Source organism: Spirulina sp. LEGE 11439 (genome assembly GCF_059821285.1).
In genome coordinates this window covers 1-19,691 of sequence record NZ_JCAMRX010000022.1, presented here as the reverse complement: position 1 = coordinate 19,691, position 19,691 = coordinate 1, and the positions used below count along the sequence as shown (strand labels likewise).

Annotated in this window: 22 protein-coding genes; 7 read left to right on the top strand and 15 right to left on the bottom strand. The window is 44.9% G+C overall.

Annotation, left to right across the window (positions count from 1 at the left end; all coding sequences use genetic code 11):
• Positions 1-18: 18 nt before the first annotated feature.
• Together AC6RV6_RS15525 and AC6RV6_RS15520 are read left to right on the top strand one after the other, a co-directional pair.
• Positions 19-1,101, top strand: coding sequence for a potassium channel family protein (locus AC6RV6_RS15525; protein WP_500241780.1), 1,083 nt, complete (start codon positions 19-21; stop codon positions 1,099-1,101).
• A gap of 88 nt (positions 1,102-1,189) precedes the next feature.
• The gene (locus tag AC6RV6_RS15520) at positions 1,190-2,410 is read left to right on the top strand and encodes an MFS transporter (RefSeq protein ID WP_500241779.1); all 1,221 of its coding nucleotides are present in this window, start codon (positions 1,190-1,192) and stop codon (positions 2,408-2,410) included.
• Positions 2,411-2,427: 17 nt separating this feature from the next.
• On the opposite strand, the gene sipA is transcribed toward AC6RV6_RS15520, so the two are convergent.
• A complete protein-coding gene (sipA, locus tag AC6RV6_RS15515; protein WP_500241778.1) occupies positions 2,428-2,670 on the bottom strand; it encodes a regulatory protein SipA in 243 nt (80 codons plus the stop codon).
• A 15-nt stretch (positions 2,671-2,685) separates the two neighbouring features.
• On the bottom strand, positions 2,686-3,663 hold the full coding sequence (locus tag AC6RV6_RS15510; protein WP_500241777.1) for a sirohydrochlorin chelatase: 978 nt from the start codon (positions 3,661-3,663) through the stop codon (positions 2,686-2,688).
• On the opposite strand from AC6RV6_RS15510, the gene AC6RV6_RS15505 reads away from it, so the two are divergent.
• Complete coding sequence (locus AC6RV6_RS15505; RefSeq protein ID WP_500241776.1) at positions 3,624-3,845, top strand: hypothetical protein; 222 nt, start codon at positions 3,624-3,626, stop codon at positions 3,843-3,845. The two genes, AC6RV6_RS15510 and AC6RV6_RS15505, sit on opposite strands and share 40 nt — an antisense overlap.
• Before the next feature lie 37 nt (positions 3,846-3,882).
• On the opposite strand, the gene AC6RV6_RS15500 is transcribed toward AC6RV6_RS15505, so the two are convergent.
• The 8 genes from AC6RV6_RS15500 to AC6RV6_RS15465 all read right to left on the bottom strand — a co-directional run bounded on the left by AC6RV6_RS15500 (position 3,883) and on the right by AC6RV6_RS15465 (position 12,673).
• Positions 3,883-4,221: a hypothetical protein gene (locus AC6RV6_RS15500; protein WP_500241775.1), complete on the bottom strand. Its 339-nt coding sequence runs from the start codon at positions 4,219-4,221 to the stop codon at positions 3,883-3,885.
• A gap of 28 nt (positions 4,222-4,249) precedes the next feature.
• Positions 4,250-5,542 carry a CCA tRNA nucleotidyltransferase gene (locus tag AC6RV6_RS15495; protein ID WP_500241774.1) on the bottom strand — a complete coding sequence of 431 codons (1,293 nt, stop codon included), beginning with the start codon at positions 5,540-5,542 and terminating at the stop codon, positions 4,250-4,252.
• Positions 5,543-5,761: 219 nt separating this feature from the next.
• On the bottom strand, positions 5,762-6,280 hold the full coding sequence (locus AC6RV6_RS15490; protein WP_500241773.1) for a phosphodiester glycosidase family protein: 519 nt from the start codon (positions 6,278-6,280) through the stop codon (positions 5,762-5,764).
• Between the two features lie 224 nt (positions 6,281-6,504).
• Positions 6,505-7,341, bottom strand: coding sequence for a thiaminase II/PqqC family protein (locus tag AC6RV6_RS15485; protein ID WP_500241772.1), 837 nt, complete (start codon positions 7,339-7,341; stop codon positions 6,505-6,507).
• Positions 7,342-7,478: 137 nt separating this feature from the next.
• Positions 7,479-8,834: an NAD(P)/FAD-dependent oxidoreductase gene (locus AC6RV6_RS15480; RefSeq protein WP_500241771.1), complete on the bottom strand. Its 1,356-nt coding sequence runs from the start codon at positions 8,832-8,834 to the stop codon at positions 7,479-7,481.
• Between the two features lie 160 nt (positions 8,835-8,994).
• Positions 8,995-10,740 carry a LodA/GoxA family CTQ-dependent oxidase gene (locus tag AC6RV6_RS15475; RefSeq protein WP_500241770.1) on the bottom strand — a complete coding sequence of 582 codons (1,746 nt, stop codon included), beginning with the start codon at positions 10,738-10,740 and terminating at the stop codon, positions 8,995-8,997.
• 457 nt (positions 10,741-11,197) lie between these two features.
• Positions 11,198-12,127, bottom strand: a complete 930-nt coding sequence (locus tag AC6RV6_RS15470) for a cobalamin-binding protein (protein WP_500241769.1) — start codon at positions 12,125-12,127, stop codon at positions 11,198-11,200.
• A gap of 345 nt (positions 12,128-12,472) precedes the next feature.
• Positions 12,473-12,673: a hypothetical protein gene (locus AC6RV6_RS15465; RefSeq protein ID WP_500241768.1), complete on the bottom strand. Its 201-nt coding sequence runs from the start codon at positions 12,671-12,673 to the stop codon at positions 12,473-12,475.
• Between the two features lie 131 nt (positions 12,674-12,804).
• On the opposite strand from AC6RV6_RS15465, the gene AC6RV6_RS15460 reads away from it, so the two are divergent.
• Positions 12,805-13,278, top strand: coding sequence for an SRPBCC family protein (locus tag AC6RV6_RS15460; RefSeq protein WP_500241767.1), 474 nt, complete (start codon positions 12,805-12,807; stop codon positions 13,276-13,278).
• 190 nt (positions 13,279-13,468) lie between these two features.
• Here the strand turns inward: AC6RV6_RS15460 and AC6RV6_RS15455 are convergent, their stop codons facing one another.
• The 3 genes from AC6RV6_RS15455 to AC6RV6_RS15445 form a co-directional block, all read right to left on the bottom strand.
• Positions 13,469-14,038, bottom strand: a complete 570-nt coding sequence (locus tag AC6RV6_RS15455; RefSeq protein WP_500241766.1) for a class I SAM-dependent methyltransferase — start codon at positions 14,036-14,038, stop codon at positions 13,469-13,471.
• Positions 14,039-14,059: 21 nt separating this feature from the next.
• Complete coding sequence (locus AC6RV6_RS15450) at positions 14,060-14,383, bottom strand: hypothetical protein (protein WP_500241765.1); 324 nt, start codon at positions 14,381-14,383, stop codon at positions 14,060-14,062.
• 272 nt (positions 14,384-14,655) lie between these two features.
• Positions 14,656-15,114 carry a hypothetical protein gene (locus AC6RV6_RS15445; RefSeq protein WP_500241764.1) on the bottom strand — a complete coding sequence of 153 codons (459 nt, stop codon included), beginning with the start codon at positions 15,112-15,114 and terminating at the stop codon, positions 14,656-14,658.
• A gap of 80 nt (positions 15,115-15,194) precedes the next feature.
• On the opposite strand from AC6RV6_RS15445, the gene AC6RV6_RS15440 reads away from it, so the two are divergent.
• Entirely contained in the window at positions 15,195-15,638 is a 444-nt protein-coding gene (locus AC6RV6_RS15440; RefSeq protein WP_500241763.1) for a MarR family winged helix-turn-helix transcriptional regulator, read from the top strand.
• Between the two features lie 229 nt (positions 15,639-15,867).
• Here AC6RV6_RS15440 and AC6RV6_RS15435 read toward each other — a convergent pair whose 3' ends face one another.
• Entirely contained in the window at positions 15,868-16,263 is a 396-nt protein-coding gene (locus tag AC6RV6_RS15435; protein WP_500241762.1) for a DUF6632 domain-containing protein, read from the bottom strand.
• A 161-nt stretch (positions 16,264-16,424) separates the two neighbouring features.
• Between AC6RV6_RS15435 and AC6RV6_RS15430 the strand changes: the two genes are divergently transcribed.
• Positions 16,425-17,495: a GlxA family transcriptional regulator gene (locus tag AC6RV6_RS15430; RefSeq protein WP_500241761.1), complete on the top strand. Its 1,071-nt coding sequence runs from the start codon at positions 16,425-16,427 to the stop codon at positions 17,493-17,495.
• 283 nt (positions 17,496-17,778) lie between these two features.
• Positions 17,779-18,348, top strand: a complete 570-nt coding sequence (locus AC6RV6_RS15425; RefSeq protein ID WP_500241760.1) for a Uma2 family endonuclease — start codon at positions 17,779-17,781, stop codon at positions 18,346-18,348.
• A gap of 91 nt (positions 18,349-18,439) precedes the next feature.
• Here AC6RV6_RS15425 and AC6RV6_RS15420 read toward each other — a convergent pair whose 3' ends face one another.
• The gene (locus AC6RV6_RS15420; RefSeq protein ID WP_500241759.1) at positions 18,440-19,216 is read right to left on the bottom strand and encodes a hypothetical protein; all 777 of its coding nucleotides are present in this window, start codon (positions 19,214-19,216) and stop codon (positions 18,440-18,442) included.
• Positions 19,217-19,691 lie beyond the last annotated feature (475 nt).

Genomic DNA, 19,691 nt, shown 5'->3' with positions numbered 1-19,691 from the left:
CTAACTTCACCCCCCAGTATGTACAATTTTGAACGAAAATATCAGCGCCTCAAACAACAATTAATTGCGGGTTTTGCGGGGTTGGGAGGCGTTTTCGTCGCAGGAACCTTGTGGTATGCCCTAATCGAGAAATGGTCTTGGACGGAAGCGGCTTATATGACCACCATTACCCTCTCTACCGTAGGGTTTGGCGAAATTAGACCTTTAAGCGATCGCTCTCGTATCTTTACCGTTGCCCTAATTTTAATGGGTATTTTTGTTATTGGTTATATCGCCAACCGCTTTACGGAAGCGATGATTCAAGGGTATTTTCGAGAAGGGTTGCGACGAAGACAACGAAAGCGATCGATTGAAATGCTCGAACATCATTATATTCTTTGCGGTTACGGACGGACGGGAAGCCAAATTGCTTTAGAATTTGCCGCCGAACACGTCCCGTTTATCATTATCGACTCTCAACCAGAAGCCTTAGACGAAGCGCGACAACAGGGCTATACCGTCATTCAGGGGGATGCGACTCACGATGATTGTCTTTATACTGCCGGGATCGATCGCGCGGACTGTTTGGTCGCGGCCTTGCAGTCCGATGCAGAGAATTTATATACCATTCTCTCGGCAAAAACATTAAATCCTCGCATTCGCGCGATCGCCCGTGCCAATAGTGAAGAAGCGATTACCAAACTAGAACGCGCCGGAGCCGATGCGGTGGTATCTCCCTATATTACGGGAGGGCGGCGTTTAGCGGCGGCGGCACTGCGTCCCAGTGCGATCGATTTTGTCGATGGCATTATTACTGGGATGAACCGATCGCTCTATTTAGATGAATTTTTCTTAGATGAGGAACACTGTCCTCACTTAGGGAAAACGTTACGAGAAACAAATTTGCGACCGCATTCCGGGGCTTTAGTGCTGGCCATTCACCGTCAAGATGGCGAACTCATTGGCGGTCCGACAGGAGACACCCTTTTACGTTCTGGAGATTTGTTAATTTGTATGGGAACTGCCGATCAACTCCACACGCTCAATCAAATTTTAGGGACTGTGCGGGGATATTGGTCGAGTCCGGTGAAAGAAAAGAAGCGATCGCACCGACGGATTTAATCGTCAAGGAGAACCCGCGATCGCACCAATCCAACAACATCGCGCCACAAAATGAAACAATAGCCAAGACCCCAAAAACAGCCCTCTCATGCGAAACCTGAAAGGATTCTTTGACTTACCTCTCCGATTTTGGATTGTCGCCGCGATCGCCTTCATCAATGCCGTCAGCTTCACCATTCTTATTCCCATCCTCTACCCCTACGCCAAGCAATTCGGCCTCAGCGATTTTCACGCCAGTCTCTTAATTACGGGTTTCGCGATCTCACAATTCCTCGCGACTCCCATCCTCGGGCGCTTCTCCGACTTTTGGGGACGCAAACCCGTCCTGATTGTCAGTCTTTTGGGAACCGTCGCCGCTAACCTCCTCGCCAGTTTTACTCCTGTTGTGAGTTTGCTCTTTCTCGCCCGCATCCTCGACGGTTTAACGGGGGGGAATACCTCCATTGCCAGTGCGATCGTCAGCGATACCACCACCCCCAAAGAACGCCCCAAAGCCTTCGGACTTCTCGATGCAGCCTTTCGTTTGGGCTTTATGACCGGACCCGCCATTAGCTACTTTGCTCAAAGTTTGCCCTCTTTTCCCGGGGTAACTCCCTTGGGAATGAGCTTTTTCGTTGCGGCTGTCATCGCCGCGATCGCCACGGCACTCACAGGGATATTCCTTCCGGAAACCCTCCCCCAACGGCAAAAAGTGCATCTCAGTTGGAAAATTTTTGGCTTTGGCAAAATCCTCACTTCAGTTCGTCGTCCTATAATCGGTCGTATTTTCCTGCTCACCTTTTTTAGCGGTTTTACCTTCACTATTTTTACCTTTGCCTTGCAGCCCTTCTTTCTCAATGTCCTCGGTCGCAGTGCGAAAGAACTCGCCATCCTCTTTACCCTCGTGGGAGTCGTCGGGGTGATTACACAAATCTTCGCCACAGAACCCATTACCCGACGCTTCAACCTCGCTTTAATTCTATTCGTCGCTTTGGCAGGACGAGGACTTGTTTTCCTCTTTATGCCTGCATTTCCTTCCTTAACTGCCTTTCTCCTCCTCGGAATCTTGCTGAGTGCCTTTAATGCGTTTCCCATGCCCTTAATTAATGTTATTCTCTCAGTTCAAGGCAGCGATCGCGAACAAGGCGAAATTCTCGGTATTAACTCGTCTTATCTCAGTATTTCCAACGCGATCGGCCCCGCCATCGCGGGAGTTTTGGTGAGTTTTAGTTATACTCTGTCCTTTTGGGTATCTGGAATTCTGACCCTGTTCACCGCAGTTTTTGCTCTGAGTATTAAAGCGATCGCGGGTTGTCAAAAAAGAGCGTAAAATCCCTGAAAATTAGATTATTCCTCCTCAGTTGAAGGTGCGATCGCCTCAATATATTCAGCATCAACCAAAAAAGTCCCTCGTGCAAACTTGACTGCCCAATATCCTCCCGGACGGCGATCGCACACCGTCCCTTCTTCTCCCACGCGGACGACATCAGGAGGGCGCAACATCGGCATCGGTTCGGCGGTTTTAAAATAAGGGGGTTGTGCGACTAAACGCACCTTTGCATCGATTTCCAAACCTTGTGCTTCCGTCATTTCTTCAGCCTTTTCTTACGGGACTTGCCAAATTCTCCCATGATACTGCTCTACATCAGCATAGGGATCTACCGGAGGATGGTCGTGGTTATGGTCGTGACCGTGGTGATGGTGATGATGTCCATTTTCCGATCCATCCACCGCAGCCAAACGAAACTTGCACATTTCGCAATTCATTTGCACTTGACCGAGTTGCGTTTCTATTTCTCTTTCTCGTAATAATCGTAAAAGCTGGGGTTGAATGCCCATTTCGGGTAAACAAGTAATCTCAATATCGGGATATTGTTCCTGTTGTTGGGCAGCAATATGGAAGATTTTCTCCATCAAAACCCCAGTAAACAAGAAATAGGGTAACACGATAATGCGTTGGGGATTGTAGAGGCGAGCGCGGTTAAACCCTTCCTCCAAACGCGGGTGAGTGATGCCAATAAAACAGGTTTCTACGGTTTTATATTCGCTTCCTTCCCAGAGCATTCTCGCCATTTTGAAAACATCTCCATTGGCATCGGGATCGCTGGAGCCTCGTCCCACAAATAACAGCACTGTTTGCGATCGCGGAATTTGGTGCGGATTTTTCTCGGGGCGATCGCATTCTGCCAAACGCTCTTTCCACAAATCTAAAATACTGGGAGTGATGCCAAAATGTCGCCCGTAGTGGAATTTTAATTGTGGATGACGCGATCGGGCGCGGTCTAACTCGTTAGTCACATCAAACTTGTTGTGACGAGCCGCAAATAGGAGAATGGGAACCGCCGATAATTCCGAGTAACCTCGTTCGATGCAATAATCGACTCCATCTTGAATGCTCGGGGTGGTAAGCTCCAAAAAACAGGGAATCACGGGACGAGAAGGATCGATCGCCTCGTATGCTTTCGCAAAATCAATAAAAGTCTGTCGTCCTGCTTCATTGCGGGTGCCATGACCGATCGCCAGTAGCGGGCGTTGTCGGGGTAATGCAGGGAAAGTTAAAGAAGTTAGAGGCGTTTCGGACATTCGCGTTTATCGAGCAACGTGCTTCGCTATCTTATCGGCTTCTCCCTCAAAAAGAAATCCACGCTAGGGGGATAATTCAGTCACCAGTCACCAGCGATGCGACCCCGCGTCGGCGTAAGACGCAAGGGAACGCGCATCGAACCAGTCACCAGTTATCCCTCGAACAATTTAATGAGGGGTGAGTTAATTCTTTCTTCTCTCCCCTCTCTTTTCCTCTCTCTAAGTTGGGGCGCAACTGCTCATGACGCGGCGAATGCTGGGAGACCATTGAGACGGGTCTTTGGAGTTGGCGATAAAATTAGTATGGTCTTCGTTACTGACGCTATCTTGTTTGAAGCCATCGAGAACGCATTGACAAATCCCCTGTTTTTGTTCTTGGGTGAATTGAGAATTATTGAAGGAAGCGATACAACTTCTGATGAAAATTCGTTCCCCTTCCTCTGTGAAATCTGCCGATCGCACGACTGGAGAGACAGAAACGACCGCGATCGCCGCGATCGCCAAAAAACGGCTGGAAGATGCAACCATCGGTAAAATTCTAGATTGAATATCGAGCATGGACTGTTCGCTGTTTACTGTTCATTGTTCATTGAAAAGACGATGGAGAGGCGATTAAAGTTGCCGCTAATTTTAAGGCTTCTTCTGGAGTGGCTATCTTGCCGGTAATGCGGGCAAGTTGCAGTTGCATGAGGAGTTTGCCGATCGCGGGGGAAGGACGCAACCCCAAATGGCGTATCAGATCGTTTCCCGTGACTAAAGGAGTGGGATGCGCTACTTGATTATCGGGATCGAGATAGGCATTGACTAAGGGGGCGATCGCACTGGTGGCTCGGGTTTCTCGTAAAATATCCCGACAAGCTGCCAAGGCAACTCCAAACACGGCTAAAGCGGGGAAAACGTCTCCCACCTCCTGAAAGAAAAAATACTGGTCTTCTCGGCTCATGGGGGCGTTAGCGAGGGAAAGAATGGGGAGATGATGTTCGAGAATGGTCAACACGACGCGAATTTCGGTGCGGGAATAAGTGAGGGTTTCCAACTGCGATCGCGCAATTTCTGGATCGGGAGAAACTAAGGACGCTAATTTAGCCAAACTCAAACCCGAGGTACTATTCCCCACCCGAAGATGCAATCGTTCCTCAAAATCTGCCCAAATTTTCCCCAATAACCAAGCAATGCGATCGATTTCGTCAATTTGCTTGATACTATCTTCTGTCGCATCCTCGAGCCAAATGGGGAGTACGCCGTCTGCGTAAGCCGCGTGCAGCCAGCGATCGCCTTTCTCTTCCGCGAGCAAGTAGTTTAACTCTTGGCGAACCCGTTCGGCAGAAATTTGACCGAGTTTGGGTGCAAGTTGCCCGAGGAAACTGCGGGTTTTCGGGTCGATGGTAAAGTCGAGTTGGGCGGCTTGACGGTAGGCACGCAAGAGACGTAAGGGATCGTCTTCGAGATTGGCTTTGGCGATCGCTTTAATGACTTTATTTTCGAGATCGTCTTTCCCTTTGAGAGGATCGATGAATTTTCCCGTGCGAGGGTTGTAAGCGATCGCGTTGATGCGAAAATCTCGTCGTTTTAGGTCTTCTTTTAAGTTCTTCCCCATCTGTTGGGCAAAATCGACGGTTCCCGACTCGAAGACTACGCGGGCAATGCGTCGCACTTCATCTAAAATCACAAATCCGGCATTATAGTGTCCGGCGATTCGTCGTGCTGTTTCCACCGCATCGACTGGCAAAACGAGATCCACATCAAAATAGGGATGTTTGCGCCCCAAAAGGGCATCTCGCACGCATCCCCCTACAATATAGGCGGGTTGAGGGAGTAGCGCGAGATCGAAGGGAAGATTATCGGGAGAGAGCGCCGAGAGATTGGGGGTTAAAGGCATGAGGATTTTTAGCAAGATATCCTGCGGACTCGCGTTGCGATCGCGCTTTAACCTCCCAGTTTACCTAAAATTGACGTTCTGATTTTTTGGGTCATCCAGTGCAGTATTTCAATGTTTGAGGGCTTTTTGAGTTGGCTGAAGATATTTTTCTGTTATCTTGTAGAGGCAAAGCATGCCTTGCCTCTACTCGGAAATATCATGAATGCGTCTGCTATTTTTTTAGTCTATAGTCAATAAAATTGGTAATCTATCCTCTTCATTATAATTCAATTCTGGGTAATTCTTGGAATATAAAGCAACAGATGGACCACCATCAAGATTAATGACATTTAATATTTTTCCTGAAAAAATAGGTAAGGTTAGCAGATATTTCCCTAAATTATCTAAGGAAACGACTTCTTTTGTAATTATGAAATATTTTTGTTTATCGTTGGTATAAGCCAATAAAGTACGTTTATATTTGCCTAGCCCATTAATTGATTCCTTGATATATTTTTCCGCGAGTTGGTTGTTTTTGAGAATCAGAGGACCTGTCTGAAACTCAATATAATTATCCGATCGCAAAGGGTTAAATTCTTCAAGAGGTAAAAACTCAATCGCTTCCGAGCTTGGATCGTATCTTACAACATGAGAAAGTTGAAGCTCTTCTTTAATGGACGAATGATTCATTCCGAATATTGAAAGCCAGCCGGCGTGCTTGGCATTTAAGCGATTGCCTTCAAAAAAAGAACCGTTCATAACGTACAGAAAAAACTTACTTTTTTATTTGCCAAAATCATTGAAATGCCTCTTTTTCATTCTCACAGAATAATTTGTAACTATATCGCAATTGTAGTATAACATTTCAGATAAGCTGAAAATCCTGCCAATCCTATCAATTCAAGAAGCCAATTTCCTGCCTCTATCATCAGTTCTGTCCACGCCAAAGCAGTAACAATGTGTATTCTGGCTCGGGGCATCACTTATCGAACCACAGGCAGAGGCGACTCAAGTGGTTCGCCCACTGCCTGCCAGAAATCCAACTCGTAAGACTGAAGGAGCCGTACCGATCGCCTCGTCTCCATTGGACAGGCTCCACGTCGCAACCCTGCCGCAATAACCTCAATCGCGTTCTCCTCGAAACCGGGGATCGGTGCGGCAAAGAAGTTAAAAAACGCCACTTCTTTAGAAGAAAAACCGTAGATGTTGACGAGGGCATCGTGCAAGCGTCCCATATTCTCACCGAAGACCGGGAAGTTTACGAGGAACGAAGCTCCAGCCGCAGCACGGTCAGCATTCGCGGCAATCCAAGCAACACGTGAAGGATAAGTTTGGCCTTTGGATCGCGGTTCGTAGTTTATCAGAGCTTGCTCGTCGAGTCCAATACTGTGAGCGAAATCGAGCAGCAGTTGCAGAGCAATGGCTTCACCCGCAGCAATTCCCCCAAAGAACTGACGACTTTGCAGGTCGTCGAAGCGAGCCGTCATTTGGGCGAAGCTGCTCCAATCGCTACGGATGATACTATACTGTTCGGCAGCCACAGACGCGATCTGTTCGAGGGAAGCGGTACCGGCTTCGACCTCGGCGAGTAATGGGATATTACGAATCTGCTCCTCGACTGGTGTGAGATCCGCCCGGATTTGCTGGATGAGATGACCTGCTTTCTCTCGGGCGACTGGCAGGTTTTGAAGGGCGACACAGACATTGAGGTCGGTATTTTGGGGAACAGAGTTGGCGGCATAAAGAAAGGGACTGGCCAGATTAATACCTATCAAGAGTAGACTCGCCAAAAAGACTTTGAACAAGGTGTTGAACTTCATATTTCTCCTCAGTTATGCGGATCGAGACTTCTCAGGGAGCGATCGCGTTACCTCTAATCCCGAATTTACCAGACAATAAAGCATACCCTTCTTTGTCACTTTCAGAGAATGCGATCGCTGCATCCTTTATTCTTAGCTCAAACAGTCTGAATGACCTGCTGCTCGATTAAATACTGCAAAGCCTCGATCGGTCGGTAAGCAGAGAGTTTTTGCGTGGTTTGCGCCAGAAATTCAGCCACAACTTCACTCGCACGCCGAGGAGAATCATCAGAAGCATTGCACAAATTGCAAAGTCGATACAAGTCACAAAAAGGAAGATGCCAATCCAAGTGTTTTAATCGAGCCGTTGCTTGAGGAGATGATGGGAAATAGAGATCCGTTTTTGGAGACAGTGTAATCTTTCCCTGACGGCGCTTCCAAAAAGGAGAGGATGCCCAGCGAGTTTCTTGGCTATAGTATTTGCGGCGATCGTCTAAATATAATTCAAACTGATGTCGGGTTTGTAAATGATAGGAAAGCAATGCCTGTTCTTGCCCTTCCCTAAATTGCTGAATAACCTTAGCTGCATCGATCCCCGATCGCAATGCCTTATAAATGCCAGCCGAAGAGAGCGAATCCACCTTGAAAGCAGCATCGCCAACAGCAAGCCAACCATCACCACTCATTTTGTCCAAATATTGGGAAAATGCAGGCTGGATATCGAGTTCGAGAGGGTTGATTGCGCCTTGAACCAGCTTTTGAACGTGATGGGTTTTCCGGAGTGCCGCCATCCATGCGTCCAGACGGGATAACCTCTTCTGTTGGATGAGATCGCGATCGCTCATCAGAGTTACAATGACCCGATCCTCTGGCAAATGAGCCGCATACCACCAGCCCAATTCCACGGCTTCCACCAAGGTATAGCCTGTTTTGACCGCCTCAGTTCCTGCTCGGGAAAATATCCCTGCCAGTCCCAATAAATTATCCATGCGAACGGTACGAGACCCTTGCCAATGAGCAAAAACACTGCGCGAACCGCTCGCATCGACGACAAAGGAGGTAGAAATCTGGGTTGGACTGCCGGTTTGAGCGTTGAGATTCAGAGTCCATTGACCCTCAGAAGCGCGATCGCATCCTACGATCCGGGCTCCCCGCAATACCGTTGCGCCGCGTTCTGCGGCTGCTTGTAGAAGAGAAGCATCAAACTTTGCGCGATCGAGATGCCAACCTCGTCCCCCCACAGAAGTCCAGAAATCATTAAAACCTAACGTATCGTCTCCCCAAGCCGAGCAATTCCCCAACGCCGGTAAATGCCTCCCTTGTTCAAAGTCAGCAAACACCCTCAACCGAGCCAATAAACCTTGGATACTGGGGGGGACGCTCTCGCCAACCCGAAAGACAGGCTGGCTTGAGCTTTCCAGAATGCCGACCCGATAGTTTCCTTGATTAAGAAGCGCTAACGCAGTCGCACTTCCGGCGGGTCCGCCACCTATAATTGCAATATCCAATTCCACGATCGAATCTTGTTTCCTTGTAGAGAGATTGCATGAGCCCACACGCCTTCATTGATTTTGGTCTGACCCCCATTGGGCGATCGCAACTCAACTCAGAATTTTGGCATGGTGAGGAATCCCCGCCGTGAAACGGGCAGGGAGAATGCCAATATCGAGCTATCTAGCGTCGTCTGCGCGATGGCGACTTGGGTTTTGGTCGGGACTTACGCTTCGACTCCTCTGCTGGAGTACTGTCTAAGATTCGCTGAACCTCAATGAAATTAGGAGTGCCTGATGTTCCTGTATTGAAGACAAATCCAAGTTCAGACCAGTCCTCTACCATATCGGTATTAAACTCAAACCGCAGATAGGTGCTGGGATTGCTTGAGTCGTCAGTTCCAGCCCAAGGGTTGTTTTTCGTGCCATCTGCGCGATCGACCATGAGCATCCTCTGGGCAGGCCACCAGTGAACATTTTTGTTATCAATACCTTGAACTGCACATTCGTTGAAATCTGCCTGCCAAGGGATTGCCATGAACTTGATGAAATCACCGGGCTCGAGTCCTTCATCCAAAGGTGTTGCATCTGTACTGAGGGGATAGTCATAGTCTCGTTTGTTCAACTGGAAAGCCTCGGCATAGATTTCCGGTCGGCGGGAAAACCAGGTCATTTCAATACCCGGGGCAAAGGCTGCTCCCGAACAATTATCTAAAGCAGCACGAGTTAGCCGATCCCACTCCGCTTCTTCCGGAGGATTGCCCGTGGTGAAATAGCCCGAATCCCACTGAGTAGCCAAGAACATCTGGGTTTCGGTAAACGCAACATATTTGCTCTCGCCCGGAGTACCGATGATGCTGCTGGCCGAGCCATCTCCTGCCAATGACGGCATCAAATAACTATTCTCATTAACTTGAGTGGGTCCGCGCATCCTGCCATACAGAGGACCTGAATTATCGTAGTTAAAAGTGTGACAACTAGAGTGATCCGTGCTCACCCAAGTATACGGCAAGGCTCGATTCAAGAGGTCTTCAATCTCTGTCTCTCGCTGAGTTTGATATCCATCTGCCCCACCTTGATATTCACCACCGCTATAAATATCTGGACGGTAGTCCAAGTACCGCACCGCGACATCATACATGACATCATACATGGTGATTTGAGCCACAATTTCCGGTACGTAGGCAGGAGGAACAGAGACGACCCAAGCAGGAGCGGCTTCAATGGATGTGCCATCTGACAAAACCACAGTGGCAGAGACCGGGCCGTCTGCTGTGTCGTCCCACCAATGGTTGTTATTGGCATAGTCCAAATCGACGGCGGGGGGATAAGTTTGATCGGTACCTGAATGTCCCAATGCGCCAATCACAATTAAACGTCCGTCACTATCGGTGAGGATTTCTCCCAAAGTGTCGATCGCAAAGGGCTGTAACCCTTCCGGAGGAAAGGTCATCGCGTAACCTGCTGAATCGGAAGTCCGACTGAAAGAGGCAGATTGGCTCGGACCTGTCAAAGTTCTCGGGCCTGGATCGGTGATGAGGTTTGCTCGTTCCGTGGAGGGGACATCCGGATTGCGTAATGAAGTGGTTGGGGGGTAGACTCCCTCTCCCTTTATCGGCTCAAACTCATACCAAGCTGACTTTTTGTTTGCCAAGTGAACAGTCCATTCAATGGTTGCTCCCGATCCGGGAAGAACTTCATAAGGATCGCTACCGTCTTCTGGAAAACAATAGACTCGAAACCTTGCCCCTTGACGCTTCATGTTACCCACACTATCGCGGAAGTCATTGTCGGTGAACGTTCCTCCATCGGGCAAAATGGGCAAGCCGCCACTGGTTTCGGGGGCAATGTAATAGTAGTTATCGGTTTCCTCACTGTTGCCAAGCCGGGCAACGCCGATAGAAGGAAACACCTTGTAAGTATCTGCCACAGATTACTCCTTAAAGATGAGTTGGCACGATCTATTAATCTCAATAGCATTCAAGTATAATAATCACTTTATCCCTAATATCTTCAGAAGCCCTACTACATTAGGATTTATTGGCAAAAACAACCTCTTCGCCTTGTCGAAAAATAAAGCGATCGAGTAACTTAGGGATACCTGAAATTCAATTGAGTTTCAGGTATCATAATATACTTTTCAGTGCGATCGAGATCAAAAAGATCACTTAAAATTACAAATACTTTACTTCGGTAAGTATTGACTATTTCTTAAAAAAACTTAACCCTGTAAATAAGAATACACTAAAATAGATAAGTATTTCTAGCTCAGAAGCTAACCTTTTAACCTTCATCGGTCAGTCATGCCGATAACTCTCTTTAGCAATTGGACTGTATCACTTATTCATCGAATACAAGAAAACAGGATGTGAGAAGATCGCGCTTCTCTAAAAATAATCCCAACCTGCCCCGATGTAACCAAACTCAAATAAACTCGGATGCAAGATTTCCGCTAAGATTTCCACAGAATCCACCAACCTCGGACCCGGACGATTAAAATAAGCATTGCCATCGGTAATATAAACGCGATCGCGTTTCACTGCCTTTAATTCATTCCATCCCGAATGTTGTTTTAAAATCTGTGATTCTACTTGCGTTCGTGCCAAACCGAAACCGCAAGGCATTATTACAATAATATCTGGATCGGCTTGTTGTAATTCCTCCCATTGAAGATAAGGAGAATGCTTTCCCGTTTCCCCAAATAAAGGTCTTCCACCTGCCAATTCGATTAATTCAGGAATCCAATTTCCCGCTCCCATCATCGGGTCTGTCCACTCCAAAGCAACAACAGTCGGTACATTGTCTAATGTTAAAGATTGAGTTGTTTTCTGACAGAGTTCAATTCGTAATTGCAATTGTGCTAAAGTCGTTTGAACGGGAATATCAAAGATTTTGCCAACTCGTTCAATATCGTCCCAAACTTCGCTTAATTTGTTAGGCTGAAGCGAAATAACTTGCGGTTCAATTTGGGTTAATGTTTTGAGTGCCTTTTCCACCTCCCTCATGCTAACGGCACAAACATCGCATTGATCTTGAGTAACAATATGAGTGGGTTTGAGTTGCGCGATCGCATTGGCATCTACTTCATAAATACTCAGGGCATTTTTAACTAATTCTTTCACGTCGCGATCGATCGCGCCACTGGATTTATAACTATTGAGTCGTGCCGTCGTACAAATCGGCAAACTTTGTACTTCTGGCGGATAATCGCATTCGTGCGATCGACCCACTAAATATTGAGTCAGTCCCAAAGCCGCAACAAGTTCTGTTGCAGCAGGAAGCAAAGAAATAATTCTCGGTATTGCAACTTTATCCATTCAACCTCATCCCAAATACTCTATATTTACACAATTTTGCATGTATCGAAGTTCTCAAGTTATCTCTTTCCATCCGTAATATGAAATTTGCTCGCTCTGCAGACCCAATTGGGCGCTCAAATTCAATATGGGATTGAGGATAAAGCAATTTTTGAGTCAGAGAACGATCCTCCCTATTCAGAACAGATTGTTCGGCGATGGACTCGATGGACATACAAAGCAGGTAATATGGTGTATGAGCTGATAAATACAAACAGTGCTGGTAAAACAGGCATGCCTGATGTCTATATCATGTCTAGGAAGAGTGGCTTGCGCTAAAGAATGAACCTAGAGGAAATAGCAGCTTTAAAGCACTGCGTTTCGCACCGGCCCCGATAGAGGCCGGTTTCGCATTTCCAAGGTTAATTTTTTTAACCCTGCGATCGCTTGCGAAACGAGAACGCGATCGCCAAAACCCAATAACGAGTTTGTGCGATCGCGGTGCAAGAATGCTTTGAGAAGGGAAGACGATAGAAGAAAAGGCCGAGCGATCGCGGCAAAAAACAAGTTTTCGTCTTTTTAGTATGGGATTGAATCTCCGTTAGTTTCTTTTCTTGCTCTCAAAAGGAGGTAAAATAATCTCAAGAAATAACTCAGGTTTCGGTTGCTTGTTACGTTCTTCTGAAGGAGAAAAAATTATGGTTCAAGTTTTCGTGAGTTCTGTTATTAATGCCCCCATCAACGAGGTGTGGTTAAAAATACGCGATTTTAATGCCTTACCCGAGTGGCATCCCGCGATCGCTGAAAGTTATATCGAAAATGGAGACTCTAGCGATCGCATTGGTTGTGTGAGAAACTTTAAACTTAAAGATGGTGGAAATATACGCGAACGATTGTTAGCGCTTAGCGATGTGGATCGCTTTTGCACTTATTCAATTTTAGATTCTCCGATGCCAGTGACGGACTACATTGCTACCTTACGTCTTTTGCCAATAACTAATAGTAAGACAACTTATGCTGAATGGACTGCACGATTTAACTGTTCTCCAGAAGAAGAAAAAAATTTAACTGCTCTGATTGGCACTGGGGTATTTCAGAGTGGGTTCGACACATTAAACAAGATTTTTACAATGGAATCTGCAAATTCTCACTCAAACAATGCCGAACAATAGAAATGCTTTTGGTTGAAGAAAATTCCGAGGATGAGGAAGAATAGGGCGATCGCGCAAATACGATCTGCGGTGTAAGAATGCTTTTAAAAAGCAAGGCGCGCAAATGATTTAGCGATGCGTTATGCTGTCGCAAATCGCCGTAATGGCGTAACATAGGTGTTTGTCAATATAGCGCAGAATTAAACGGCATTTATTTTTTCACCTTACGTGCAATAATATAAATTGAATCATCTTCATCTATTTCCTTGTATCTTTCAATTTTCAAAATATTCCACTTATTTTTTAAATAATCTGTCAGAAGATATTCATTATAATTTACAGAAAATAGTTCGCCATAGGTTTCGATGGAATCACCATACCAAAATGAATGAACAATTATTCCATTGTCTTGCAAAATCTCAAATTGTCTTGCCAAAGATTTTTTGAATTCATCTCGATTAAGATGAATCAATACTTTATTTGAATAAATACAATCATAGACTTCATTCGTATTCAATGATGTTGCATCTAAATGCTGCACGTTAGAATCAGGATGTTTTTCCAAATATTTTTTTATAAATATCTTTGAATCATCCGAACCGATAACTCGATAGTTTTGACCTAATAATTTCAAATCTTTACCTTCACCCATTCCAATTTCTAATACTGTGGAATTTTTGGGTAAAAATGGATGAAGCTGATTAATCAAATAGCTACCATCGTATCCTTTTGATTCGCGAATATAATTGTCTACGTTTTTATCATTTTTATAATAGTCCATTTTTTGTTATTTAACTCCATATTACTCTAAATTCATTGATAATTTATCGCACGATCGCCCAGAAGCCTCTAACCACCAATCATCATCAAATTGTTCTAAGCAATCGACAGACTCTTTCGCATCAATTTCTGAGGCGATCGCAATTCCCAATATATCATCTTCTTCTGACGAACTTTCCGGATCGATAATCACTTTTAAACTCAGAAACACATCGGGGAAAAACTGCATTACTTTGTCTGGAACTTCCAACAGTAAATCAGTCAGAAATGAGTGCTTTTCAATAAATTGCCAAACTTCTCCAGATTGGCGATCGCAAAAATAGTAGAGCCTTTCAGTGTCGTTCAATTTCAGCTTGAGGAATGTTTAAAACAGTGCCAGTCATGCTTGCTTCTTGCTTTTTAACTCCAAGACTACCATCCTATCATGCGATCGCAGCGAAAATCCATTGAAGAAGTGAAAGCGATCGCCAACACTCAATACTGAGTGTGTGCGATCGCGGTGCAAGAATACTTTGAGAAAGGAAGGCTTTGCGATGAGTTATGCTGTAGCCTTAGCGAAGCCATGCCGAAGGCTATACGCATCCTACGCGATCGGCAATCGTTCTACTAGATTTGGTATTAGACAGTCGTTTGATTCAAGCGGTGTAGTCGTCCTGACAGCTTGAGCCCATCGTAAATATTCAACGACATCAATGTAAGGTTAATGCCACCGGCGATTAGTTCGAGTCCTTGAACCAGATAGAAAGATAAGCCAAAATTTTCGTTAGCGGCGAGATGGTCGAGATAGATCGCAGCTGGCACCAGGATCAGAATTCCATTTGCACCGATAAATGGCATGCGCTTCTTCTTATTATCGATCAGTTTACCTTTGCGTTGTGTCGCGAACGCAAAACCCGTTGTGCCTGCGATCGCGATCGCAGGCACAAGAATAAACAGGCCTGGCATTACGATTAGATCCTTGACAGTAACGATCGTTGTGCTATTTCCGAACAATTCGACAACAATAGTCGAAATAAAAAAAGTTCCGATACATAGAGTGGCAATTATGGCCGCAATGCGGTGAACGACTTGTTTCATGACGATTACTCCGATAGAATACATTGACAACATATTGCCATTTTGACAACATGTTGTCAAATTTGGTTTGGGAGAAAATCATGAAACACAGCGCACAAGGTCATACTTTCACAGAAATTGTCATCGAATCGTTCAAACTGAGCGGCCTGCTAGCTACGGAAGGAGACCGTATGGCGGCACCACTCGGACTCAGCAGTGCAAAATGGAAAATTCTGGGCGCGTTGGCACGATCTGAGACTCCACTTACTGTGTCGCAGATTGCGCGTAATATGGGGCAATCTCGTCAGGCAGTACAAAGATTGGTTAACATCATGAGTGAAACAGGACTAGTTGAGTTTCAAAATAATCCCAATCACAAGCGCGCCCAACTTGCTGTTTTGACACCAAATGGCAAAAACACATACGAGCAACTGGAGGCCATCCAGATTCCTTGGGCCAATCAGTGTGCGAGTCCGATTTCAATTGAGGAGCTGGCAATAACGCTCGCGACGCTCAAGAAAATTTCAGGACAATTCAGTGCTTAACACTATCGTAGCTCTTGTTCGCGCATAGCATATAATTATCCTGCAATTTCCCAGATCGGACGGTCTGCGCGATCGCATTGAATTTCTTCTCGTTGAATATTTGTATCTGTTGTCGATTGTCGAATTTCAAGGGATGCGATCGCACTAATTGCTAAAAAACAGGGATGGCTTTTAAAACCATCCCCACTTTAATCGCCTATACAGCAATTGACAACCAACAAAAGTCACTTTATTCCTCTGAATATTGCAGGCTGTCACCTTTAGGGATTAAGTACCAAAGAACAAGTCCGACCAGAAATAACCCCGGAATATCGCCCAACATATTTGCATGCTCGGTTTCATCTACGATAGCTTGAGCAAGCATGATTCCTGCATGAACAATATTACTCCAAATGGCGAACCAGATAAGGCCCGTATTCGCCATAGGGTCTTTTGCTGCGCGAACCAAAAATATTCCCAATATTATATAAATACCTATAATCATCTGTTCGTATTCCGATTGTGCTGGATTCCAAGTAAAACCGGGATGCCCGAGTAGCATCAGCGCTGGGGTGCCGACAATGAAAACAGCACCAAATACATAAAGGCAAATTTTTAAATACTTGAGCTTTGTTTCTTGTTGCATGAAATTTATCCTCTTAGTGTTTTAGATACTGCTAGCGACTCAGGTCAACCTAGGGCTAGATTTCTCAGGAAGTCAGAATAAACGTTCACCCGTCCCCTGCACTTTAGCCTTTGCTGTGATTTTAACGACAAGTGCATGGCTCAGCATAGGATGTAGACCTTGTGGGTGAAGGTAACGTGTTATGGGTGAGTTCACAGCATTTAGTATACGGTCAGAAAAGCAACTATCATATTGCCATAAACGCCAATAAAGATAGCATTCCCGACATGAGGATTTTCGTTCTTGTTGTTGACAATATTTTCGACACTGGACTTACAACCATCCTGGACACCTTGGATATTGCAAATGAACTTATATCAGATCGAGGGGACAGGCTTCATTTTGAAGTGACGATTACGGGTGTGCGTCCATCAATACAGACTCGTCTCGATCTAAGCGTTTCAGCCGTGTTAGCAACATCACTGCCTTGTCCCGATCTTGTGGTTATTCCGGCATTAGCAGATAGAACTCCTGAAATGCTAAGTGCAGCTCTTCAGCGTTCTGATGTGGTTGAAGCTCAAAGCGTCGTTCAGCATTGGTATCAATCTGGTGCTTTAGTCACTGCGGCATGCACCGGTACCTACATTCTGGCTGCGATTGGTTTACTTGACGGTGTACGTGCGACGACTTCATGGTGGCTTGCCTCTGATTTTCGTAAACGTTTCCCTAACGTTATTCTTGATGACTCACAAATGCTTGTGGTACAAGAACAACGAGTAACGGCAGGTGCGGCACTTGCACATATTGATTTAGCACTGTGGATAGTCCGTCAGTATAGTCAAGAGGTCGCTCAGTGGGTATCTCGCTATATCTTGATTGATGGGCGACCCTCTCAGGCTGTCTTTGCCATAGCCAACCATTTAGCTCATAACGACTCGCTAATCGAACGCTTTCAGCATTGGGTACGTCAAAATTTCAATAGCTTTACGATGGCGGATGCAGCAAAGGCAATGGGAGTTAGCGAACGGACTCTACAACGTCGGTGTCGAGAAGTTCTGGGACGTACTCCCATGACACTTGTCCAAGATTTAAGGATTGAGCAGGCAATTTATCGTCTTCAGACCACCGATGCAAGTGTTGAAGAAATCGCTCAGACTGTTGGTTATCTTGACGGTGTTACGTTAAGGACACTGCTGCGAAAAAAAACAGGATGCAGTGTTCGTGAGTTACGCAGAATTAACCAACACTTATAAGGCTAACGATTATGTATAGGGGAAAAGAGTGGAGATTGATAGCCCTGCCTCTTCAGATCGGGGGAGAAAATCGATACGGCGAATTTGTTCGCCTATATTTTTGATAGGTGATTTTAGTACGATTGCCAATCGCTGTGGAGTGCGTTAATGAAATGTAACGCACAACCAATTCTTATTTTTTCATAAGCATGAAATAGTAAATAATTTTGCGATCGTAATGCTGCCGCTAACGCATCCGACGAGATCGGCTAAAATAAAGCATCATCTCTTGGTTTACCCAATTATGATTGCGACCCTCCTTTCCCCTGTTAATCTGCGGCTGATTACCACTGCTGACTATCATCGAATGGCAGAAATTGGGATTCTGGGAGCAGATGAACGAGTAGAACTGATTGCCGGACAGATTATCCAGAAAATGCCTAAAGGTCCTGTTCATAGTGCATTATGCAAGCATGTTGAAAAATTGCTAGAACATCGTTTGGGCGATCGCGTTTTGGTACGACTCCAAGTCCCGATTCAACTCAATTCTTACTCAGAACCCGAGCCCGATATTGCTGTTGTTCATCCTAATCTAAACTTTTATTTCGAACAGCATCCTACTCCAAATGAGGTGTATTTAATTATTGAAATTGCTGATACGACGATCGATCGCGATCTAGGCACAAAAGCCGATCTCTATGCAGCAGCAGGTATTATTGATTACTGGGTTTTTAACATTACCTCGCAGCAACTTCATATTTTCCGAGATCTTCAACCTAATGGTTATCAGCGTCAACTCATTTTGCGAGGTCAGCAGTCTGCAAGTCTTCTTGCTTTTCCCGATCGCGCGATCGCGGTGCAAGAATGTTTTTAAAAAGGGAATGCAAGCAGATGATTTGGCGATCGTTATGCGATCGCCGATTGCACTTTTAAAAGAGAAAGCGAGCGCTTGACAAAGCTCAATTCTATCGATGATTTTTACATCTTGGCTGTCTCCTCACTGGAACTGGAGATTTAGTCGTGAAGATTTTACCACACTCACAAAAATTATAAATATAATTACCTAAAATGATTTTGGCTGTATTATCCTGTAAGAAAAAGGGTGGTAAATCAAATGTAAAATTGAAGTAAGAAAATGAAGATTGCCTACAATTTACATCTAGTTCATCAGGATGGGTAGATACAATCAAGACGTTCTTTGTATATTCTGGATATGTTACTTGAATTGCTGGAATCATATCAGCATCACCAGCAATGATTACGTGATAATCTTCTGGATGAGTTATTACTGATTTTACCAACAAAGCCACTAATGTAGTATCTACTTGTTTCTCTTGGTAAGAACCATCTTCTAATTTGGGAATCATCCATTTCTTGATTTCAGGTCGCAAAACCCCCATATCTGAATATCCCGCATCAAGTGCTTTTCCTGTAAACTTCTCTTTTGCAAATACCACTTTTTTGGTTTTATCAACTCGATCCTCTGTAATATCTGAAAAGCGATTTTGCCAATCGTTAAAGTCATCAGGAAAGGAAAATATTGAAGTCACAAAAAACTTCTCGCCTAACTCAAGAGTCAGTTCGGTTTTTTGCTCAACATACTCCTTAATAGCCAAGTCCAATTTTTCCCAGTCAATTACGAATGGATAATCTGGTGAATCAGTTTTATATGAAAGGGCAGCTTTAGGACTACAAACTTTGAAGAGCCAAGTACCATCAATGAAGAAATTAATTTTAGTCATAGTATTAAAGTTTTTAATAATGAGAATCAAAATAACGTTCTAACAAAATATTGAGAAAATAAAGTTCTCCTTATGATTATAGCTTACCTGTGGTATAATAAGATCGTTCTTGACGTTAAATTTATCTCCCCAATTAATATTCTCGGTAGTTAGACCTGCGATCGCCTTAATCCCGTAATAGAGCCATAAAACCTGCTTGCTCAAAATGTTTATCATAAGCCAGAGCTTCTTTAATGCCGTACTGTTCCATAATTTTAAAAGATACGCAATCGGTAATTCCTCATCCCTTATCGGGTCTTTGCTTATATAGCAATAATCCTTCCTGAAATTGACTACTACTTTGTTGCACCACTGTAGTATTGGGATCGTTGTAAAGATTTTCTATCAATTCGATTGCCGTTTGACGAAATAATTTTCATCGGGAGCAGGTCAAACCTGCTGAACACATGAACTATTGACAAATAAGATAAAAAGA

Excerpts from the sequence above, each read along its gene's own strand:
- AC6RV6_RS15440 (WP_500241763.1), top strand. The coding sequence starts at position 15,195 with ATGAAACACAGCGCACAAGGTCATACTTTCACAGAAATTGTCATCGAA.
- AC6RV6_RS15470 (WP_500241769.1), bottom strand. The coding sequence starts at position 12,127 with ATGGATAAAGTTGCAATACCGAGAATTATTTCTTTGCTTCCTGCTGCA.
- AC6RV6_RS15500 (WP_500241775.1), bottom strand. The coding sequence starts at position 4,221 with ATGCTCGATATTCAATCTAGAATTTTACCGATGGTTGCATCTTCCAGC.
- AC6RV6_RS15485 (WP_500241772.1), bottom strand. The coding sequence starts at position 7,341 with ATGAAGTTCAACACCTTGTTCAAAGTCTTTTTGGCGAGTCTACTCTTG.
- AC6RV6_RS15445 (WP_500241764.1), bottom strand. The coding sequence starts at position 15,114 with ATGAAACAAGTCGTTCACCGCATTGCGGCCATAATTGCCACTCTATGT.
- AC6RV6_RS15420 (WP_500241759.1), bottom strand. The coding sequence starts at position 19,216 with ATGACTAAAATTAATTTCTTCATTGATGGTACTTGGCTCTTCAAAGTT.
- AC6RV6_RS15425 (WP_500241760.1), top strand. The coding sequence starts at position 17,779 with ATGATTGCGACCCTCCTTTCCCCTGTTAATCTGCGGCTGATTACCACT.
- AC6RV6_RS15505 (WP_500241776.1), top strand. The coding sequence starts at position 3,624 with ATGCAGGGAAAGTTAAAGAAGTTAGAGGCGTTTCGGACATTCGCGTTT.
- AC6RV6_RS15490 (WP_500241773.1), bottom strand. The coding sequence starts at position 6,280 with ATGAACGGTTCTTTTTTTGAAGGCAATCGCTTAAATGCCAAGCACGCC.
- AC6RV6_RS15460 (WP_500241767.1), top strand. The coding sequence starts at position 12,805 with ATGGTTCAAGTTTTCGTGAGTTCTGTTATTAATGCCCCCATCAACGAG.
- AC6RV6_RS15495 (WP_500241774.1), bottom strand. The coding sequence starts at position 5,542 with ATGCCTTTAACCCCCAATCTCTCGGCGCTCTCTCCCGATAATCTTCCC.
- AC6RV6_RS15455 (WP_500241766.1), bottom strand. The coding sequence starts at position 14,038 with ATGGACTATTATAAAAATGATAAAAACGTAGACAATTATATTCGCGAA.
- AC6RV6_RS15510 (WP_500241777.1), bottom strand. The coding sequence starts at position 3,663 with ATGTCCGAAACGCCTCTAACTTCTTTAACTTTCCCTGCATTACCCCGA.
- AC6RV6_RS15520 (WP_500241779.1), top strand. The coding sequence starts at position 1,190 with ATGCGAAACCTGAAAGGATTCTTTGACTTACCTCTCCGATTTTGGATT.
- sipA (WP_500241778.1), bottom strand. The coding sequence starts at position 2,670 with ATGACGGAAGCACAAGGTTTGGAAATCGATGCAAAGGTGCGTTTAGTC.
- AC6RV6_RS15525 (WP_500241780.1), top strand. The coding sequence starts at position 19 with ATGTACAATTTTGAACGAAAATATCAGCGCCTCAAACAACAATTAATT.
- AC6RV6_RS15435 (WP_500241762.1), bottom strand. The coding sequence starts at position 16,263 with ATGCAACAAGAAACAAAGCTCAAGTATTTAAAAATTTGCCTTTATGTA.